This is a genomic window from Leclercia sp. G3L, from assembly GCF_021117075.1.
Classification (GTDB): Bacteria; Pseudomonadota; Gammaproteobacteria; order Enterobacterales; family Enterobacteriaceae; genus Enterobacter; species Enterobacter adecarboxylatus_C.
In genome coordinates, this window is record NZ_CP088265.1 from 3602504 (window position 1) to 3621263 (window position 18760).

14 protein-coding genes and 3 pseudogenes are annotated in these 18760 nt (G+C 57.9%); 6 read left to right on the forward strand and 11 right to left on the reverse strand.

Features of this window, described 5'->3' with window-relative positions; all coding sequences use genetic code 11:
* Positions 1 to 4: 4 nt before the first annotated feature.
* From LRS40_RS18670 to LRS40_RS18690, 5 genes are read right to left on the reverse strand one after another with little or no spacing between them, the layout of a single operon-like run.
* Positions 5 to 1162, reverse strand: a complete 1158-nt coding sequence (locus tag LRS40_RS18670; protein WP_231312327.1) for a branched-chain amino acid ABC transporter substrate-binding protein — start codon at positions 1160 to 1162, stop codon at positions 5 to 7.
* A 28-nt stretch (positions 1163 to 1190) separates the two neighbouring features.
* A complete protein-coding gene (locus LRS40_RS18675) occupies positions 1191 to 1910 on the reverse strand; it encodes an ABC transporter ATP-binding protein (protein WP_231312328.1) in 720 nt (239 codons plus the stop codon).
* Complete coding sequence (locus LRS40_RS18680) at positions 1903 to 2670, reverse strand: ABC transporter ATP-binding protein (RefSeq protein ID WP_156263792.1); 768 nt, start codon at positions 2668 to 2670, stop codon at positions 1903 to 1905. Before LRS40_RS18680 ends, LRS40_RS18675 begins: the two co-directional genes overlap by 8 nt.
* Entirely contained in the window at positions 2667 to 3773 is a 1107-nt protein-coding gene (locus tag LRS40_RS18685) for a branched-chain amino acid ABC transporter permease (RefSeq protein ID WP_231312329.1), read from the reverse strand. Before LRS40_RS18685 ends, LRS40_RS18680 begins: the two co-directional genes overlap by 4 nt.
* 9 nt (positions 3774 to 3782) lie before the next feature.
* On the reverse strand, positions 3783 to 4733 hold the full coding sequence (locus LRS40_RS18690) for a branched-chain amino acid ABC transporter permease (RefSeq protein ID WP_142489492.1): 951 nt from the start codon (positions 4731 to 4733) through the stop codon (positions 3783 to 3785).
* A 170-nt stretch (positions 4734 to 4903) separates the two neighbouring features.
* Between LRS40_RS18690 and LRS40_RS18695 the strand changes: the two genes are divergently transcribed.
* Complete coding sequence (locus tag LRS40_RS18695) at positions 4904 to 5866, forward strand: LysR substrate-binding domain-containing protein (protein WP_231312330.1); 963 nt, start codon at positions 4904 to 4906, stop codon at positions 5864 to 5866.
* 83 nt (positions 5867 to 5949) lie between these two features.
* Here the strand turns inward: LRS40_RS18695 and yddG are convergent, their stop codons facing one another.
* Positions 5950 to 6837 (reverse strand): aromatic amino acid DMT transporter YddG, encoded by an 888-nt coding sequence (yddG, locus tag LRS40_RS18700; protein ID WP_231312331.1) that lies wholly within the window; start codon positions 6835 to 6837, stop codon positions 5950 to 5952.
* A 222-nt stretch (positions 6838 to 7059) separates the two neighbouring features.
* Between yddG and fdnG the strand changes: the two genes are divergently transcribed.
* From fdnG to fdnI, 3 genes are read left to right on the forward strand one after another with little or no spacing between them, the layout of a single operon-like run.
* Positions 7060 to 10107: a formate dehydrogenase-N subunit alpha gene (gene fdnG / locus LRS40_RS18705; RefSeq protein ID WP_231312332.1), complete on the forward strand. Its 3048-nt coding sequence runs from the start codon at positions 7060 to 7062 to the stop codon at positions 10105 to 10107.
* An 11-nt stretch (positions 10108 to 10118) separates the two neighbouring features.
* Entirely contained in the window at positions 10119 to 11003 is an 885-nt protein-coding gene (gene fdxH / locus LRS40_RS18710; RefSeq protein WP_142489488.1) for a formate dehydrogenase subunit beta, read from the forward strand.
* Entirely contained in the window at positions 10996 to 11652 is a 657-nt protein-coding gene (fdnI, locus tag LRS40_RS18715) for a formate dehydrogenase-N subunit gamma (RefSeq protein ID WP_142489487.1), read from the forward strand. Before fdxH ends, fdnI begins: the two co-directional genes overlap by 8 nt.
* Positions 11653 to 11722: 70 nt before the next feature.
* Here the strand turns inward: fdnI and LRS40_RS18720 are convergent.
* A pseudogene (locus LRS40_RS18720) lies at positions 11723 to 12421 on the reverse strand (IS1 family transposase).
* A 667-nt stretch (positions 12422 to 13088) separates the two neighbouring features.
* On the opposite strand from LRS40_RS18720, the pseudogene LRS40_RS18725 reads away from it, so the two are divergent.
* Together LRS40_RS18725 and yajD are read left to right on the forward strand one after the other, a co-directional pair.
* Positions 13089 to 14278, forward strand: a pseudogene (locus tag LRS40_RS18725) (MFS transporter).
* A gap of 53 nt (positions 14279 to 14331) precedes the next feature.
* Positions 14332 to 14679: an HNH nuclease YajD gene (gene yajD, locus LRS40_RS18730; RefSeq protein ID WP_106992874.1), complete on the forward strand. Its 348-nt coding sequence runs from the start codon at positions 14332 to 14334 to the stop codon at positions 14677 to 14679.
* Between the two features lie 46 nt (positions 14680 to 14725).
* Here yajD and LRS40_RS18735 read toward each other — a convergent pair whose 3' ends face one another.
* The 4 genes and pseudogenes from LRS40_RS18735 to LRS40_RS18750 all read right to left on the reverse strand — a co-directional run bounded on the left by LRS40_RS18735 (position 14726) and on the right by LRS40_RS18750 (position 18336).
* Positions 14726 to 16423 (reverse strand): NAD-dependent malic enzyme, encoded by a 1698-nt coding sequence (locus tag LRS40_RS18735; RefSeq protein WP_156263773.1) that lies wholly within the window; start codon positions 16421 to 16423, stop codon positions 14726 to 14728.
* Positions 16424 to 16598: 175 nt separating this feature from the next.
* Positions 16599 to 16736 (reverse strand): stationary-phase-induced ribosome-associated protein, encoded by a 138-nt coding sequence (sra, locus tag LRS40_RS18740; RefSeq protein WP_032618124.1) that lies wholly within the window; start codon positions 16734 to 16736, stop codon positions 16599 to 16601.
* 80 nt (positions 16737 to 16816) lie between these two features.
* Entirely contained in the window at positions 16817 to 17032 is a 216-nt protein-coding gene (bdm, locus tag LRS40_RS18745) for a biofilm-dependent modulation protein (RefSeq protein WP_106992870.1), read from the reverse strand.
* A gap of 94 nt (positions 17033 to 17126) precedes the next feature.
* Positions 17127 to 18336: pseudogene (locus LRS40_RS18750) on the reverse strand (IS3 family transposase).
* Between the last annotated feature and the right edge of the window lie 424 nt (positions 18337 to 18760).

Sequence of the window (18760 nt, forward strand, 5' to 3'; positions counted from 1 at the left end):
TGCGTTACTTAGCTTTTGCGCCGCCCAGTACGGTTTGCGGCTGCCATTTGCCGTCGACCACTTTATAGACGGTGAACGACGGGGCTTTCAGGTTGCCCTGGTCATCAAAGGCGATTTGCCCGGTGACGCCGGAGTAGCTGATGGCGCGCAGGGCAGGCAGGTACTCTGCCGGATCCACCGAGTCGGCTTTCTCCATCGCCGCTACCAGCACGCGGGTCGCGTCATAGGCGAACGGGGCGTGCAGTTCGATATGGGTGTGGTAGCGGGACTGATACGCCTGCTCAAAGGTCTTGCCGCCCGGCATCTGATCCACCGGCAGGCCCGGTTCCAGCGCCACCACGCCTTCACCCTCTTTCTGCGCCAGCTGCAGGAAGGTCTGGCTGACAAAGCCGCCCGCGCCCATCAGGGTGGCGTTCATCCCCAGCTGTTTGATACGGCGCGCCAGCGGTGCTGCCTGGCTGTCCACGCCGCCGAAGAAGATCAGATCCGCGTTTTTGCTACGGATCGCGGTCAACACGGCGCTGAAGTCGACGGTTTTGTCGTCAACGTACTGACGGTCGACAATCTTCACGCCCTGAGCTTCGAGGGATTTAATAAACTCGTCCGCCAGCCCCTGACCAAAGGCGGTACGGTCGTCGATCACCGCGATGCGTTTGGCTTTCAGGGTGTCGATGGCGTACTGTCCGGCAAACTGACCGCCGTCATCGTCATGGCCCATCACGCGGAAGCTGGTGTCAAAACCCTGTTTGGTATAGGCGTGACCGGTAGCGACCGGGGCCACCTGAGCGATACCCGCGTCGTGATACACCCGCGCTGCCGGGATGCTGGTGCCGGTGTTCCAGTGACCGACTACGCCCGCTACGCCGTTGTCTACCAGACGCTGGGCCACGGCCACCGCGGTACGCGGATCCGACTGGTCATCTTCGGACTGTAGCTTGAAGGTCACCGCTTTGCCGCCAATGGTCGGGTGCTGCTTGTTGATGTCGTCAATCGCCAGTTGGGCGCCGTTCTCCAGGTCTTTACCGATACGGGCAGACGGGCCGGTGAGCGGGCCGGCCAGGCCAATCACCACGGTTTCGCTGTCGGCGGCCCAGGCTCCGGTAGAGGCAAACCCGCTGAGCAGAATAGCGGCGCTGAGGGCGCTGATTTTTACGGTTTTCATTATTTTTTCCTGATGTTGGTTGGTGTCGTTAAACGGGCATTTCGCCCAAATAAATCTGTGCAATCTGGTCGTCGTCGAGCATCGCTTTCGATGCCCCGTGATGAACGATGCTGCCGCTGTCCATTACCCAGGCCTGGTCGGTGACTTCCAGCGCCAGGCGGGCGTTCTGTTCGATCAGCAGCAGGGCGACGCCGCGCTCGCGCAGCCCGGCGATGACGGCAAAAATGTTCTCCACCATCTTCGGCGCAAGGCCCATCGACGGCTCGTCGAGGATCAGCAGACGCGGTTGGCTGAGCAGGGCGCGGTTCAGCGCTAAAAGCTGCTGCTCCCCGCCGGAGAGCAGCCCGGCCAGCTGGTTCTGGCGTTCGCCCAGACGGGGAAAACGGTCAAAAATCGCGTCCATCTCCTGCTTCACGGTGACAGTGTCACGTCTAAGCCAGGCCCCCATCTGTAAGTTCTCCAGCACCGTCATGCGGGCGAAGATGCCCCGACCTTCGGGGACCATCACCAGCCCGTTGCGCAGCAGCCCTTCGGCTTTCTGTTTACGCACCGGCTTGCCGTTAAATTCAATGTTGCCGCCAAAACGCTCCAGCCCGGTGATGGCCCGCACGGTGGAGCTTTTGCCCGCGCCGTTAGCACCGATCAGGGTGGCCTGTTCGCCTTCGCGCAGGCTAAAGGATACATCCCGGACCGCCTGGATCCCGCCGTAATGCACGTCCAGACGTTCCACTTTCAGTAATTCAGACATGGGCATTGCCTCCAAGCCAGGCGGCGATGACCGCCGGGTCGCGGCGCACGCTGTCCGGGGTGCCGCTGGCTAACGTTTTGCCGTAATCCAGCACCGTGAGGCGATCGCAGATCCCCATCACCAGCTTCACGTCGTGTTCAATCATCAACAGGGTTTTTCCGTCGTCACGAATGCGGGTCAGCAGTTCACCCAGGGCCACTTTTTCTGCCGCGTTCATCCCGGCAGCGGGTTCGTCCAGCGCCAGCAGCAGCGGATCGGTGGCCAGCGCACGGGCAATCTCCAGCCGACGCTGATGGCCGTAGGCCAGGTCGCAGGCGCGGTAGTGGGCGAACTTCGCGATGCCGGTGTACTCCAGCCAGTGCCAGGCCTGCTCCAGGGTCCGGGCTTCTTCTTCCCGGGCGCGCTTGTGACGGCTCAGCGCCGCCCACAGGCCGTTGCGGGTGCGCACGTGGCGACCGACCATCACGTTCTCCAGCACCGACATCTCGTTAAACAGCCGCACGTTCTGGAAGGTGCGGGCGATACCCGCGGCAGTCACTTTTTCGATCTGGGTTGGAAAATAAGGTTTATCGGCAATGGCGAACTCGCCGCTGTCGGCCGGATACAGGCCGGTGATCAGGTTAAAGCAGGTGGTTTTGCCCGCACCGTTGGGGCCGATCAGACCGTAGATCTCGCCCTTGTTAATTGACAGCGAGACGTTATCCACCGCCGTCAGGCCGCCAAAGCGTTTGGACATGTTGCGCACGGTTAACAGGCTCATGCTTTCACCTCCTTGTGGCGCTTCGGCCAGATGCCCGACGGGCGAACCAGCATCACGCCGACAAGGGCCAGGCCGTAGAACAGCTGGCGCAGGATCTCCGGGTCAATGAGTACTGAACCAAACAGCGCCTGCTGCACCGGGGCCGCCTGGCTGCGCAGCAGCTCCGGCAGGGCGGTAAGCAGCACCGCCCCGAGGATCACTCCCGGGATATGGCCCATCCCGCCCAGTACCACCATCGCCAGCACGGCAATGGACTCCTGCAGGGTAAAGGATTCCGGGGAGACAAAGCCCTGGAAGGCACCGAACAGCGCCCCGGCCACGCCGCCGAAGGAGGCGCCCATGGCGAAGGCCAGCAGCTTAAAGTTGCGCACGTTGATGCCCATCGCCCGGGCGACGTCTTCATCCTCGCGGATGGCGTGCCACGCCCGGCCAATGCGCGAGTGTTGCAGGCGCAGGCAGACAAAAATGATCCCGACAATCACCAGCATCAGCAGGTAGTACCACAGCCACAGGGCGGGCACTTTGACGCCAAACCAGTGGTAAACCCCGCTGAACTTGAGGCCGAACAGGTTGAGGGTATCGACGCCGGTAATGCCTTTCGCGCCGTTGGTGATGTTCACCGGGCGGTCGAGGTTACGCATCAGAATGCGGATGATCTCTCCGAAGCCGAGGGTCACGATCGCCAGGTAATCCCCGCGCAGCTTCAGCGTAGGGGCACCGAGCAGAATGCCGCACACCGCCGCAACCAGTGCCGCAAGCGGGATAATCAACAGGTAAGAGGTGTGCAGCCCGTCCGGGAACCAGACGTTGAGGATCGGGAACACCTCCGCCAGATGCGGAGACGCCAGCAGCGCCGCCAGATAGGCACCGACGGCGTAGAAGGCAATAAAGCCCATATCCAGCAGGCCGGTATAGCCCACCACGATATTCAGCCCCAGCGCCAGCATGATGTAGAGCAGGGCGAAGTCGATCACCCGCACCCAGTAGTTGCCGCCCAACTGGGTAGCCACCACCGGTGCAAGCAGCAGGGCAAGGACGAAGAGCGTCATGCCGGACCAGAATTTACCGCTGGTCGCCGGGGTTTTGAGTTCAATGGCAGTCATGATTTTCCCTTACGCCCTGTGCGCCACGCGCTCGCCCAGCAGACCTGCCGGACGGAAGACCAGCACCAGAATCAGCACGATAAAGGCGAACACGTCCTGATAGTTGCTGCCGAACACGCCGTTCGTGAGCTCGCCCAGATAACCGGCGCCCAGCGCTTCGATAATGCCGAGCAGGATCCCGCCAATCATCGCCCCGCGAATATTGCCGATGCCGCCGAGCACCGCCGCGGTAAAGGCCTTAATGCCGGGCAGGAAGCCCATCGAGAAGCTGGCGTTGCCGTAGTTGCTGGCCATCATCACCCCCGCCAGCGCGGCAAAGATGCCGCCAATGGCGAAGGTCAGGGTGATGATCGCATTTGGGTTGACGCCCATCAGGGTGGCGACGCGCGGATTTTCCGCCACCGCGCGCATACCGCGGCCAAGACGGGTGTACTCCACCAGCAGCCACAGGCCGGTCATCACAATCAGGGCCAGCGCCACGGTCACGATGCCGGTCACGGTGATAATCGCCGGGGGATGTGCCTCGCTGCCTGCGGTGACGGCAATGGGGTCCATCGGCAGGATCTGCGGAAACATCAGCGGGTTGCGCGACCAGATAACCATCGCCAGAGTTTGCAGCAGCACCGACACGCCAATCCCGGAGATCAGCGGGGCCAGCCGCGGGGCGTTGCGCAGGCGACGGTAGGCAAAGCGCTCCACCGCCATCGCCAGCAGGGCGCAGACCGCCATGGCAATCACCAGCGCAAAGCCGAGCTGCAATAGCTGCGGCATGGCCGGGAAATGGTTGCTGAGAAGATTCAGCGCCGACAGGGTAGTCAGCGCGCCGACCATCAGAATATCGCCGTGGGCGAAGTTAATAATGCGCAAAATGCCATACACCATGGTATAGCCCAGCGCGATCAGCGCGTAGATGCTGCCCAGCATCACGCCGTTGATCAGTTGTTGTATGAGTGTGTCCAACTTTGTTACCCGACAAATTGCTCTTTCAGCGGGTAACATCTAATAATTGAATTAAATTGTGAAATACGCATATATTCTTTCTTATGATTTTTGGAGCTTGCGTTATCTGATTGATTTTAAAGATTATGATAAATAACTGATTAACCTGATTATCCATAACAGGTCAATATATGAATAAAACAGAACAATCCATGGCGTTGGCGGCCTTTGCCGATAGCCGGCTGGCGAACGATCCGCCCCTGCGGGCGGTTCGGGCCTTCGAAGCGATAGCCCGTCTGGGCAGCGTGACGCAGGCAGCCCGGGAGCTGGACATCTCTCCGTCGGCGGTCAGCCATCAGTTGAAGGTGCTGGAAGGGTATCTGCAAATGCCGCTCACCGAGCGCCAGGGGCGCAGGTTGATCCTCAGCCAGCAGGGGCGGGACTACTACCGCTCCATTCGCGCGGCTTTTAACGTGCTGCGCCAGGCCACGGAGCATTTACTGGAGCAGGTGCAGACCCGCCAGGTGACCATCAGCCTGATCCCGCTGTTTGGCATGGGGTGGTTTATTCCGCGCCTGCCGGGGTTTATGCGCGCCAATCCGCAAACCGAGATTAACGTGGTTTACGCCAACCACCGCAACTACCTGAGCGATGCCTCGGATATGTCGATTCGCTTTGGTAACGGCCAGTGGGCGGGCTACCAGAGCGAAAAATTGATTTCCGGGCAGATGGTGCCGGTCTGTAGCCGGGCGTTTTTGCGCCTGCACGGGCATATCGACACCCCCGAACAGCTGCTGCAAATGCCGCTCCTGCACGACGAGGAGCGCGCCACCTGGCAGCAGTGGTTTATCCAGCAGGGAGTGAAGCGCCCGGTGCGGCGCAGCGGACCGATGTTTGAAGACGGGCTGTTAACCCTGGCGGGAGTGCAGGCGGGGCTGGGCTGTGCCCTGATGCGTGAGCCGCTGATTGCCCCCTATCTGGAGAGCGGGGAGCTGGTGAAGATCTTCGATCTGCCCATTGATGATGGCCGGGATTATTACCTGTGCGTGCGTCAGGACGGCGAGATGAGCCAGGACGGGAAGCTGCTGCAAAGCTGGCTGCGCAGGAACAGTTCCCTCACCCTGGAGGAGATGCCGGGTGGCGGCTCCGCCTGACCCGGCCTACAAAATCTACAAACGGCACCACGCCGTAGACCGGGCAAGCGCATGCGCCGCCCGGCGTGGCAGGCCGCAGAATCCTAACCCTTACGGGCCCGCGTGGCGTACCAGCACAATAGCGACCCCGCGCACACCATCATCGCGCCCTGCCAGAAGCTAAACGACAGGGGCGCACTCAGCAGCACCGCAGCCAGCGCTGCTGACAGCACCGGGGTAAAATAGGAGGCCGCCGCCAGCAGCGTCACGTTGCCGTGCAGAATCCCGACGTTCCACGAGGCATAGCCAAACCCCAGCGCCACGCCGCACATCAGGAGCTTGATCGTCACCGGCACGCTGAACACCATCTCGGGCTGATCGCTGAAGGCATATTTCAGCCACAGGGTTAGCGCCGTCAGCAGCACAAACAGCGTAATCCCGTTCTGCCCCCTGGCATATTTGCTGGTCACGGTGCAGTAGGCCGCCCAGATAAAGGCTCCGACAAAGGCGAGACCGTAGCTCAGCGGATTGGAGACGATGTTGCGGGCAATCTCCGCCGGATTGAGCCCGTTCTCGCCGCCCAACACCCAGCTGACGCCCAGCAGGGAGATAATCAGCCCCGGGATCACCCACAAGGTCGAACGCTGGCGGTTAAACAGAATGGCAAACACAATGGTCAGGCTCGGCCAGAGATAGTTAACCATCCCCACCTCAATCGCCTGATGGCGGGTAGTGGCGTAGCCTAACGACAACGCCAGGCAAATTTCATAGCTGACGAACAGCACACTGCCGGCAATCAGGTAACGGCGCGAGAAACGCCGGAGGTCAGGAAACCCGACCGTGATCAGGCAGAGTAAACCGCTGAGCGTGTAGATCATCGCCGCTCCCCCTACCGGGCCGAGCCCCTCGCTGACGCCCCGGATCAGGCCCACCATCGTGCTCCAGAGCACAATTGCGGCCAGCCCGATCAGGGTGGCTTTTTTTCTGTCCATCTTATTTCCACAGTCTTTGCATTTTTAGGGGCAAATTTATAGCACTGTTTCAGTACCTTCCGCGAATTAATCTCCCTTCAGCTACTCATTAAGCAGTAATAAAACCGCTCCCCGCTGACTATTAAGAGGGCGAAGATCGGTGATATTGATTTGCCGCAAAAAAAACAGGGGCTTTGCTGTTAGTTTTCCGCCGGAATTCTCAATGATCTAACGAGGACAGCAATGGACGTCAGCCGCAGACAGTTTTTTAAAATCTGCGCGGGCGGTATGGCCGGTACGACAGTGGCTGCTTTAGGGTTCGCCCCTAAAATGGCGCTGGCTCAGGCGCGCAACTATAAGTTGCTGCGCGCCAAAGAGATCCGTAACACCTGCACATACTGCTCCGTGGGATGCGGGCTATTGATGTATAGCCTGGGTGATGGCGCGAAGAACGCCAAAGAGTCGATTTATCATATTGAAGGCGATGCGGATCATCCGGTCAGCCGCGGGGCGTTATGCCCGAAAGGGGCGGGCCTGCTGGACTATGTCCACAGCGATAACCGTCTGCGTTACCCGGAATACCGCGCCCCGGGCTCCGACAAATGGCAGCGACTCTCCTGGGATGAAGCCTTCACGCGTATCGCGAAGCTGATGAAGGCCGACCGCGACGCTAACTTCGTCGAAACCAATGAGCAGGGCGTGACGGTAAACCGCTGGCTCTCCACCGGGATGCTGTGTGCATCCGCGGCAAGTAATGAAACCGGCATGCTGACGCAAAAATTTGTGCGCTCCCTCGGCATGCTGGCGGTAGACAACCAGGCGCGCGTCTGACACGGACCAACGGTAGCAAGTCTTGCTCCAACATTTGGTCGCGGTGCGATGACCAACCACTGGGTTGATATCAAAAACGCCAACGTCGTGATGGTGATGGGCGGTAACGCCGCTGAAGCGCATCCGGTGGGATTCCGCTGGGCGATGGAAGCGAAAAACAACAATGATGCGACGCTGATCGTCGTCGATCCGCGCTTTACGCGTACGGCGTCGGTGGCTGATATCTATGCGCCAATCCGCTCCGGCACGGACATCACGTTCCTCTCCGGCGTGCTGCTGTACCTGATCGAAAACAACAAAATTAACGCCGAGTACGTTAAGCATTACACCAACGCGAACCTGCTGGTGCGGGAAGATTTTGCCTTCGACGACGGGCTGTTCAGCGGCTACGATGCCGAAAAACGCCAGTACGACAAGTCCTCCTGGAACTATCAGTTCGACGAAAACGGCTATGCAAAACGCGATGAAACCCTGACCGATCCGCGCTGCGTGTGGAACCTGCTGAAACAGCACGTCTCCCGCTATACGCCGGAGGTGGTGGAGAATATCTGCGGCACGCCGAAAGCCGATTTCCTGAAGGTGTGTGAAGTGCTGGCCTCCACCAGTGCCGCCGACAGAACTACGACCTTCCTGTACGCGCTGGGCTGGACGCAGCATACCGTCGGGGCGCAGAACATCCGTACCATGGCGATGATCCAGCTGCTGCTCGGCAACATGGGTATGGCCGGTGGCGGGGTTAACGCCCTGCGCGGTCACTCCAACATCCAGGGCCTGACCGATCTCGGCCTGCTGTCGACCAGCCTGACCGGCTATCTGACGCTGCCGTCCGAGAAACAGACGGACCTGCAAAGCTATATGACGGCGAACACGCCGAAAGCGACGCTGCCTGACCAGGTGAACTACTGGAGCAACTATCCGAAGTTCTTCGTCAGCCTGATGAAATCCTTCTACGGCGATGCGGCACAGAAGGAGAACGACTGGGGCTTTAACTGGCTGCCGAAATGGGATCAGTCATACGACGTCATTAAGTATTTCAACATGATGTCGAAGGGGAAGGTCACGGGCTACATCTGTCAGGGCTTTAACCCGGTGGCGTCGTTCCCGGATAAGAACAAGATTGTCGCCAGCCTCAGCAAGCTGAAGTACATGGTGGTGATCGATCCGCTGGTGACCGAAACCTCGACCTTCTGGCAGAACCACGGCGAGATGAATGATGTGGATACCGCCTCGATTCAGACCGAGGTCTTCCGTCTGCCGTCGACCTGCTTCGCGGAAGAGGACGGCTCCATCGCCAACTCCGGTCGCTGGCTGCAGTGGCACTGGAAGGGGCAGGATGCGCCGGGCGAAGCGCGCAACGACGGTGAGATCCTGGCAGGGATTTACCATCGCCTGCGCGAGATGTATCGCACCGAAGGCGGCAAAGGCGTCGAGCCGCTGCTGCGGATGCGCTGGGATTACAAACAGCCGGATCACCCGGAATCGGAAGAGGTGGCGAAAGAGAACAACGGCTATGCGCTGGCGGATCTCTATGATGCCAACGGCGTACCGATCGCGAAGAAAGGCCAGCTGTTGAGCAGCTTCGCCCAGCTGCGTGATGACGGTACGACGGCATCGTCGTGCTGGATCTACACCGGGAGCTGGACCGAGCAGGGTAACCAGATGGCTAACCGCGATAACGCCGACCCGTCAGGGCTGGGCAATACGCTTGGCTGGGCCTGGGCGTGGCCGCTGAACCGTCGCGTGCTTTACAACCGCGCCTCGGCGGACATCAACGGCAAGCCGTGGGATCCGAAACGGATGCTGATCCAGTGGAACGGTGCGAAGTGGACCGGGAACGATATTCCGGACTACAACACCGCCGCGCCGGGCAGCAACACCGGGCCGTTTATCATGCAGCCGGAAGGGCTGGGGCGTCTGTTTGCCATCGACAAGCTGGCGGAAGGGCCGTTCCCGGAACACTACGAGCCGATGGAAACGCCGCTGGGCACCAACCCGCTGCACCCGAACGTGGTTTCGAGTCCGGTGGTGCGTGTCTACGAGGAAGATGCCGTGCGGATGGGCAAGAAAGACAAGTTCCCGTATGTCGGCACCACCTATCGCCTGACCGAGCATTTCCACACCTGGACCAAGCATGCGCGACTCAATGCTATCGCCCAGCCGGAACAGTTTGTCGAGATTAGCGAGACCCTGGCGCAGGCCAAAGGCATTGCCAACGGCGATTGCGTGAAAGTCAGCAGCCAGCGCGGGTTTATTCGCGCCGTGGCGGTGGTTACCCGTCGTCTGCAGGCCCTTAACGTTCACGGCCAGCAGGTGGAAACGGTCGGTATTCCGCTGCACTGGGGCTTTGAAGGGGTGGCGCAGAAGGGCTATATCGCCAACACCCTGACGCCATCGGTAGGGGATTCCAACTCGCAAACGCCGGAGTACAAGGCGTTTCTGGTCAACATCGAGAAAGCATAAGGAGCGAATAAATGTCGATGGAAACACAAGACGTCATCAAACGCTCCGCCACCAACGGCTTTACCCCCGCGCCTCGTGCGCGGGATTACAAAGCGGAAGTGGCAAAGCTTATTGATGTCTCCTCCTGCGTGGGCTGCAAAGCCTGCCAGGTGGCCTGCTCCGAGTGGAATGATATCCGCGACGAGGTGGGCCATTGCGTTGGCGTGTACGATAACCCGGCCGATCTGAGCGCCAAATCCTGGACGGTGATGCGTTTTAGCGAAACCGAGCAGAACGGCAAGCTGGAGTGGCTGATCCGCAAAGACGGCTGCATGCACTGTGAGGATCCGGGCTGTCTTAAGGCCTGTCCGTCCGCCGGGGCGATTATTCAGTACGCCAACGGCATTGTCGATTTCCAGCAGGATAACTGCATCGGCTGCGGGTACTGCATCGCCGGGTGTCCGTTCAACGTGCCGCGCCTCAATAAAGAGGATAACCGGGTCTATAAATGCACCCTGTGCGTGGATCGCGTCAGCGTTGGTCAGGAGCCAGCATGCGTGAAAACCTGTCCAACCGGGGCGATTCACTTTGGCACCAAGAAGGAGATGCTGGACGTTGCCCAGCAGCGGGTCGATAAGCTGAAGGCGCGCGGCTATGCCAACGCGGGCGTCTACAACCCGCAGGGGGTAGGCGGGACGCACGTGATGTATGTCCTGCACCATCTCGACCAGCCGGAGCTGTATCACAATCTGCCGAAGGATCCGGCGATCGATACCTCTATCAACCTGTGGAAAGGGGCGCTTAAACCGCTCTCCGCGGCGGGCTTTATCGCCACCTTTGCCGGGTTGATTTATCACTACGTGGGCATCGGACCGAACAAAGAGGTGGATGACGATGAGGAGGAGCACCATGAGTAAGTCAAAGATGATCGTGCGCACGAAGTTTGTCGACCGCGCCTGTCACTGGACGGTGGTGATCTGCTTCTTCCTGGTGTCACTGTCGGGGATTTCATTCTTCTTCCCGACGCTGCAGTGGCTGACCGAGACCTTCGGTACGCCGCAGATGGGGCGTATTCTCCATCCGTTCTTCGGGGTGCTGATTTTCGTGGCGCTGATGTTTATGTTCGTGCGTTTCGTGCATCACAACATCCCGGACAAGCAGGATATTCCGTGGCTGAAGGGCATTGTTGAGGTGCTGAAAGGCAACGAGCACAAAGTCGCGAAAGTGGGCAAGTACAACGCCGGACAGAAGATGATGTTCTGGACCATCATGAGCATGATTTTTGTGCTGCTGGTGACCGGGGTCATTATCTGGCGTCCGTACTTTGCCCAGTATTTCCCGATGCAGGTGGTGCGCTATAGCCTGCTGATCCACGCGACCTCGGCCATTATTTTGATCCACGCCATCCTGATCCATATGTATATGGCGTTCTGGGTCAAAGGCTCGATTAAAGGGATGATTGAAGGGAAGGTGAGCCGCCGCTGGGCGCAGAAGCACCATCCGCGCTGGTACCGGGACGTGGAGCGACTGGAAGCGCAGAAAGAGAATCGTGAAGGGATAAAATGAGTGCCCCCCGCTCCGGACGGTGTTTCGGAGCGGGTATTTTGGGAGGTCAGGTGTTGGTAATGACTCCAACTTACTGATAGTGTTTTATGTTCAGATAATGCCCGATGACCTTGTCATGCAGCTCCACCGATTTTGAGAACGACAGTGACTTCCGTCCCAGCCTTGCCAGATGTTGTCTCAGATTCAGGTTATGCCGCTCAATTCGCTGAGTGTAACGCTTGCTGATTACGTGCAGCTTTCCCTTCAGGCGGGATTCATACAGCGGCCAGCCATCCGTCATCCATACCACGACCTCAAAGGCCGACAGCAGGCTCAGAAGACGCTCCAGTGTGGCCAGAGTGCGTTCACCGAAGACGTGCGCCACAACCGTCCTCCGTATCCTGTCATACGCGTAAAAACAGCCAGCGCTGACGTGATTTAGCACCGACGTAGCCCCACTGTTCGTCCATTTCAGCGCAGACAATCACATCACTGCCCGGCTGTATGCGCGAGGTTACCGACTGCGGCCTGAGTTTTTTAAGTGACGTAAAATCGTGTTGAGGCCAACGCCCATAATGCGGGCGGTTGCCCGGCATCCAACACCATTCATGGCCATATCAATGATTTTCTGGTGTGTACCGGGCTGAGAGGCGGTGTAAGTGAACTGTAGCTGCCATGTTTTACGGCAGTGAGAGCAGAGATAGCGCTGATGTCCGGCAGTACTTTTACCGTTACGCACCACGCCTTCAGTAGCTGAGCAGGAGGGACAACTGATGGAGATGGAAGCCACGGGAGCACCTCAAAAACACCATCGTACACTAAATCAGTAAGTTGGCACCATTACCCAAAATTGTTATCCTGAATATAATAAATCACGGCTATATTTGGTTAATGTCATATTTGTGCGTGGCGTTTGATTTGAATCATGCGGATCGCAATAAGTGAAGTTTGCGTTAAGTGCTTTTCTTAACAACTGAAAACATATTTTAAACAAGCTTTTATTAAGCATGCAGTGCTGACGCGATTGAGAGGTGTTACCGTAATGAAAATGCTTTAGATAAATTTATGGGAAAGGAACTGCTTAAAAGCAGAAGCGGTCGCCAGGATGAATTAAAATATCAAAATTTCAAAATACAGCATAATTAGCCTGCTTTTATATTGATTAAATTAATGAGTCACAGGCCTGCGTCGAACCCTCTTCCGCCTGTAACACCATCGGCGCCACTCCGACAGGCCTGTGCGTCGGCGATCGCTCATCGGATCGACGAAGTGCGCGACGGGGCAAGGTGGGCCGTTGTGAAGTAGCATCCTGCCATCTGACGGATGAAAGGGATAAGTCATATGGTTACATTTTAAAACCAATTAGCCTAACCTCCATTTAGTTTTGTTTTGAAACCAGATTACTGGAGCTCAAAGGTATGCATGCGCAACGCACAACGTCGCCCGAGCAGGGAAATATGTCACGCAGTCTGGTATGGCTCTTCGCCATCGCCAGCGGCCTGTGCGTAGCGAATGTCTATTACGCGCAACCGCTGTTGGACGCCCTGGCGCGGGATTTTGCCATCAGCCAGGCCGCGGTCGGCGGTGTTATTACTGCCACGCAAACAGGCTGCGCGCTGGCGCTGCTTTTTCTGGTGCCGCTGGGTGACAGGGTGGATCGCCGCTGCCTGATGGCGATCCAAATGCTGGCTCTGACTATCGCCCTGGCGGCGGTAGGGATGGCGCAGTCCGCGCCGGTATTGCTGGCTGGCATGCTCGCCGTCGGGCTGCTCGGGACGGCGATGACCCAGGGGCTGATCGCCTATGCCGCCAGCGCCGCGGCCTCTCATGAGCAGGGGCGGGTGGTGGGAACGGCGCAGGGCGGGGTGTTTATCGGGCTGCTGCTGGCGCGGGTCTTTGCCGGGGCGTCAGCGATCTGACGGGCTGGCGCGGGGTCTATTTCTGTGCCGCGCTCCTGATGCTGGCGATTGCGATCCCGCTGTGGCGACGGCTGCCCGTCCTGCCTCCGGCTTCTCACGCGCTGACTTATCCCCGTCTGTTAGCCTCGATGCTGACGCTGCTGCGTCAGGAAAAGGCGTTACAGGTGAGGGGCATGCTGGCGCTGCTGATGTTCGCCGTCTTTAACATCTTCTGGAGCGCGTTGGTGCTGCCCCTGAGCGCGCCGCCTTATAGCTTCTCGCACACAATGATTGGTGCGTTCGGGCTCGCGGGCGTGGTCGGCGCGCTGGCTGCATCGCGTGCCGGTCAGTGGGCGGATCGGGGATATGCCGGGCGCACCAGCGGAATGGCGCTTCTGACGCTGCTGCTGGCCTGGTGGCCGCTGTCGCTGATGAATATGTCACTCTGGGCGCTGGCGATCGGTATCGTGCTGCTGGATCTGGGCGGCCAGGCGCTACACGTCACTAATCAGAGCCTGATATTTCGCACCCGCCCGGATGCCCATAGCCGGCTGGTGGGGCTTTATATGCTTTTTTATGCCTTCGGTAGCGGGCTGGGCGCGATCGGTACCACCCTTACGTATGCCCATTTCGGCTGGCAGGGAGTATGTTTTCTGGGGGCGATGGTCAGTTTGCTGGCACTGGCGTTCTGGTGGCTGACGCAGCGCCAGCTTACAGAAACGATGGACTGCGGCAGTGAACGCAGGTGAATTCCCGGCCGTACTGGCGTAAAATTAGTTTTTTGTCACAGGTAATCTCAGCAATGGCTCTGATCCCCAAAAACTACGCGCGGCTGGAAAGCGGCTATCGCGAAAAAGCACTCAAAATCTATCCCTGGGTATGTGGGCGCTGCTCGCGGGAATTTGTTTATTCAAACCTGCGTGAATTAACGGTCCACCATATCGATCACGACCACACCAATAACCCGGAAGATGGCAGTAACTGGGAGTTGTTGTGTCTGTTTTGTCACGATCACGAGCATTCTAAATATACGGAAGCGGATCTGTACGGCACTACCGTGGTAGCGGGTGAGGACGCGCAAAAAGACGTAGGCGCGGCAACCTATAATCCGTTTGCCGATTTACAGGCGATGCTGAATAAGAAGAAGTAGATCGTACCAACATAAAAAAAGGCAACTTACGTTGCCTTTTTGCTTTTTAAATTGAGGTTCTGCGGTAGCTGCGGTATTCCGGCTGCCAGAAGTTCTCATCAATCGCCTGCTGCAACGCATCGGCAGACGTTTTCACCGCCACCCCTTGCTGCTGCGCCATCTTCCCTACGGCAAAGGCAATCGCCTTCGACACCACGTGAATATCCTTCAGCTCCGGCAGCACCAGCCCTTCGCCGTTGTTCACCAGCGGTGAGTGCTTGGCCAGGGTTTCGCTGGCGGACATCAGCATCTCATCGGTAATGCGCGAGGCTCCCGAGGCGATCACCCCGAGGCCGATCCCCGGGAAGATATAGGAGTTGTTGCACTGGGCAATCGGGTAGGTTTTATCCTTCCATACCACCGGGGAGAACGGGCTACCGGTGGCAACCAGCGCATTGCCTTCGGTCCAGGCGATGATGTCCTGCGGGGTGGCTTCCACACGTGAAGTCGGGTTCGACAGCGGCATCACGATGGGGCGAGCGCAGTATTTATGCATTTCGCGGATGATCTCTTCGGTGAACAGCCCGGTCTGCCCGGAGACGCCGATCAGAATATCCGGCTTGACGTTGCGCACCACGTCCAGCAGGGAGAGCACTTCGTTGTCGGTATCCCAGTTTTTCAGGTTCTCGCGCTTTTGCACCAGTTTGGTCTGGAACGGCAGCAGGTTCGGCATGGCGTCGGTCAGCAGGCCGAAGCGGTCCACCATAAAGACGCGTGAGCGAGCCAGCTCTTCGCTTAACCCTTCCCGCTGGGTCTGGGCGATGATCTGCTCGGCAATACCGCACCCGGCGGAACCGGCGCCGAGGAAGACGATCTTCTGATAGCTTAACTGGTTGCCCGCCGCGCGGCTGGCGGCAATCAGGGTACCGACGGTGACAGCCGCGGTGCCCTGAATGTCGTCGTTAAAGGAGCAGATTTCGTCGCGATAGCGATTCAGCAACGGCATCGCGTTTTTCTGGGCGAAGTCTTCAAACTGCAGCAGCACGTCCGGCCAGCGGTGTTTTACCGCCTGGATAAAGTCATCCACGAACTGGTAATACTCGTCGTCGGTGATGCGCGGATGGCGCCAGCCCATATACAGCGGGTCGTTGAGCAGCTGCTGGTTGTTAGTGCCGACATCCAGCACAACCGGCAGGGTGTAGGCCGGGCTGATGCCACCGCAGGCGGTGTAGAGCGACAGCTTGCCGATCGGGATGCCCATTCCGCCGATCCCCTGGTCGCCCAGACCGAGAATACGTTCCCCGTCGGTCACCACAATCACCTTGATGTTGTGGTTTGACACGTTCTGCAGAATGTCATCCATTTGGTGGCGATTCTGATAGGAGATAAACACGCCGCGGGAGCGACGGTAAATTTCGGAGAAGCGTTCGCAGGCGGCCCCAACGGTCGGGGTGTAGATCACCGGCATCATCTCATCGAGATGGTTTTGCACCAGTCGATAGAAGAGGGTTTCGTTGGTGTCCTGGATATTGCGCAGATAGATGTGCTTATCGATTTCGGTTTTGAAGCCCTGGTACTGGATCCACGCACGCTCGGCCTGTTCTTCGATGGTTTCCACCACTTCCGGCAGCAGGCCCAGCAGGTTGAAGTTGCTACGCTCTTCCATGCTGAAGGCGCTGCCCTTGTTCAGCAGGGGGAACTCCAGCAGAACCGGCCCGGCGTAAGGGATGTAAAGGGAACGATGTCGGGTTGCTTTGTTGTCCATGTCACTCACTTAATTTTTGGAAATCCGTCCCTGGCACTGGTGTTGATCATTGTCGCTGTCGTGCCCGCAGGGGATGTCAGGCGGGTAGTATAAAGGAGGTCAATGTTAAAAACCGCAACATACAAACAAAAACACCACCGGAGTAGCCGGTGGTGTCAGGTATGCTTTAGCGAACTTACTTAGGTTCGTGGCGTTTTCTGCCGGTAGCGTGGGTGACCTGCGTTTCGCTGTCGCCCTCAATCACCACTTTACGCTGGTTCGAGAGTTTGTAGTTCAGTCCCAGGATATGGCGTGCCTGACGGTTCGATTTCATATTAACTCCTCATTCCTGTTGATAGTGATAAGGCGAACGAAATGTAACCCCTAAGGTTGCAGATCCAGCATAGCAGGTTTTCAGAAACTGGCGTGCTGGCCGCTGACGACGTAGTTAATGGTCTGCTGGTAGATGTCACTGAGGATGTCATTGTCTGAGGCTTCAACCCACTTGGTGAGTTCCATCAAAATGTCATCTTCGGTGACAGCGCCCAGTTCTGCGCGTAAACCCTGTGCAATTGCATTTACCAGCTCCGGCTGTGCGGATGGTGTGGTTGCTGAAGTATAAGTAAACATAGTGCCTCCGTGTCGTTTTCTGTCTAATGTTCCGGTTCGCAATAACGTAATGCACATTGATCTTGACCCGCCATCTCCGGACAGCTTTTGTATCTTAAGTTAACGATGTCCGCTGCCGCCGATATTCCCTCGGGGAGTGATATCCCAGCGCGCTGTGCGGGTGGTTTTCATTGTAATGTGTGAACGCTGCTGCAAGGTTTCGCAGGGCTGTTCTCACATCTGGTTTTGCCATGAACGCGATATAGTCTTCCTTCATCGTCTTCACGAACCGTTCGGCCATGCCATTGCTCTGCGGGCTGCTCACCGCTGTTGTACACGGCTCCAGATTCAGCTCTCTGGCGAACCTCCGCGTTTCATGCGCGGTATATGCTGAACCGTTATCCGTCAGCCATTGAACCGGTGTGGTCGGCAGCCCGTCGCCGAAGCGCTTTTTCCACCGACCTCAGCATCACATCCTGCACCGTCGAACTGTCGTAGCCTCCTGTGCTCGCTGCCCAGTCTATGGCTTCTCTGTCGCAGCAGTCCAGCGCGAACGTGACCCGCAGCTTCTCACCGTTGTCGCAGCCGAACTCGAAGCCATCTGAACACCAGCGCATATCGCTTTCTGCCACCGCGATTTTGCCCTTATGTTCACGCTTCGACCGCTCTGGTTTGTCATGCAGTAACAGCAGATTATGCTCGCTCATAAGCCGGTAAAGCCGTTTGGCGTTCACGGGGGGCAGTCCCTCTGTACGACGTTGCGTACGCAGGATGCCCCACACACGGCGATAGCCGTAACTGGGCATATCGCTGATGATATCGAGGATCTCTGACAGTATTTCAGCGTCTGCTTCGTCATCACGCCGGTTACAGCGCCTGTCCCTGCCAGTCGGCAGAACGGTTAATTCGCAGTGACAGCTGCGCACGCGACACGCCCATGGTGCGGCTGACCAGGGCTATTCCCCGTCCTTTGGCAACAAGGGCGCGTGCGCTATCCATTTTCGCGACTGAGCGTACTCCACGGCTTCTTTCAGGATCTCAACTTCCATCGTCTTCTTGCCCAGCAGGCGCTGAAGCTCCCGGACCTGCTTCAGAGCAGCAGTAAGCTCAGAAGCTGGAACAACTTCTTCTCCGGCCGCAACGGCGGTGAGGCTGCCTTCCTGATATTGCTTCTTCCACTTAAACAGCAGGCTGGGCTGGATGCCATGCAGGCGGGCGACATGGGAGACATTCATGCCCGGCTCCATCGTCTGCTGGATAATGGCGATCTTCTCCTGAGGAGTTTTACGTTTACGGACTTCTTGTCCTAACAGGATCCCGGTCATCTCAAAATTGGCGTTAGTGTTAGACATATATTCAAGCCTATCTCTTATCTGGAGATACAGCTACTGTCTGGTGTTTCAGGGGGCTACATCATCAATCCCCATTTTTAGTGGGCACCAGGTTTGCCATACATGTCTGCCATCAGCCCTGGATGACCTGTATTTCTGTATGCCGGGATAACCGGGCACCGAAGATCGCTGACGGTAGTGACAAATGCAAAATACGTTCTAAGATTCTTTAGGACAAAAACTGAGAACATGGAGTTTCTTATGACGGTTGCTATGTTGACAGCCTTATCTGCGTTGCTGATTGTGTCGGGGCTTATCTACTTTTTGAGGCAGTTAGTAAATACATGGTGTGACCCCGAACGTCACTAGGCAGGCGGAGGTTGCCCTGATGGATTTCCTTCGCCGGCAACAGGCTATG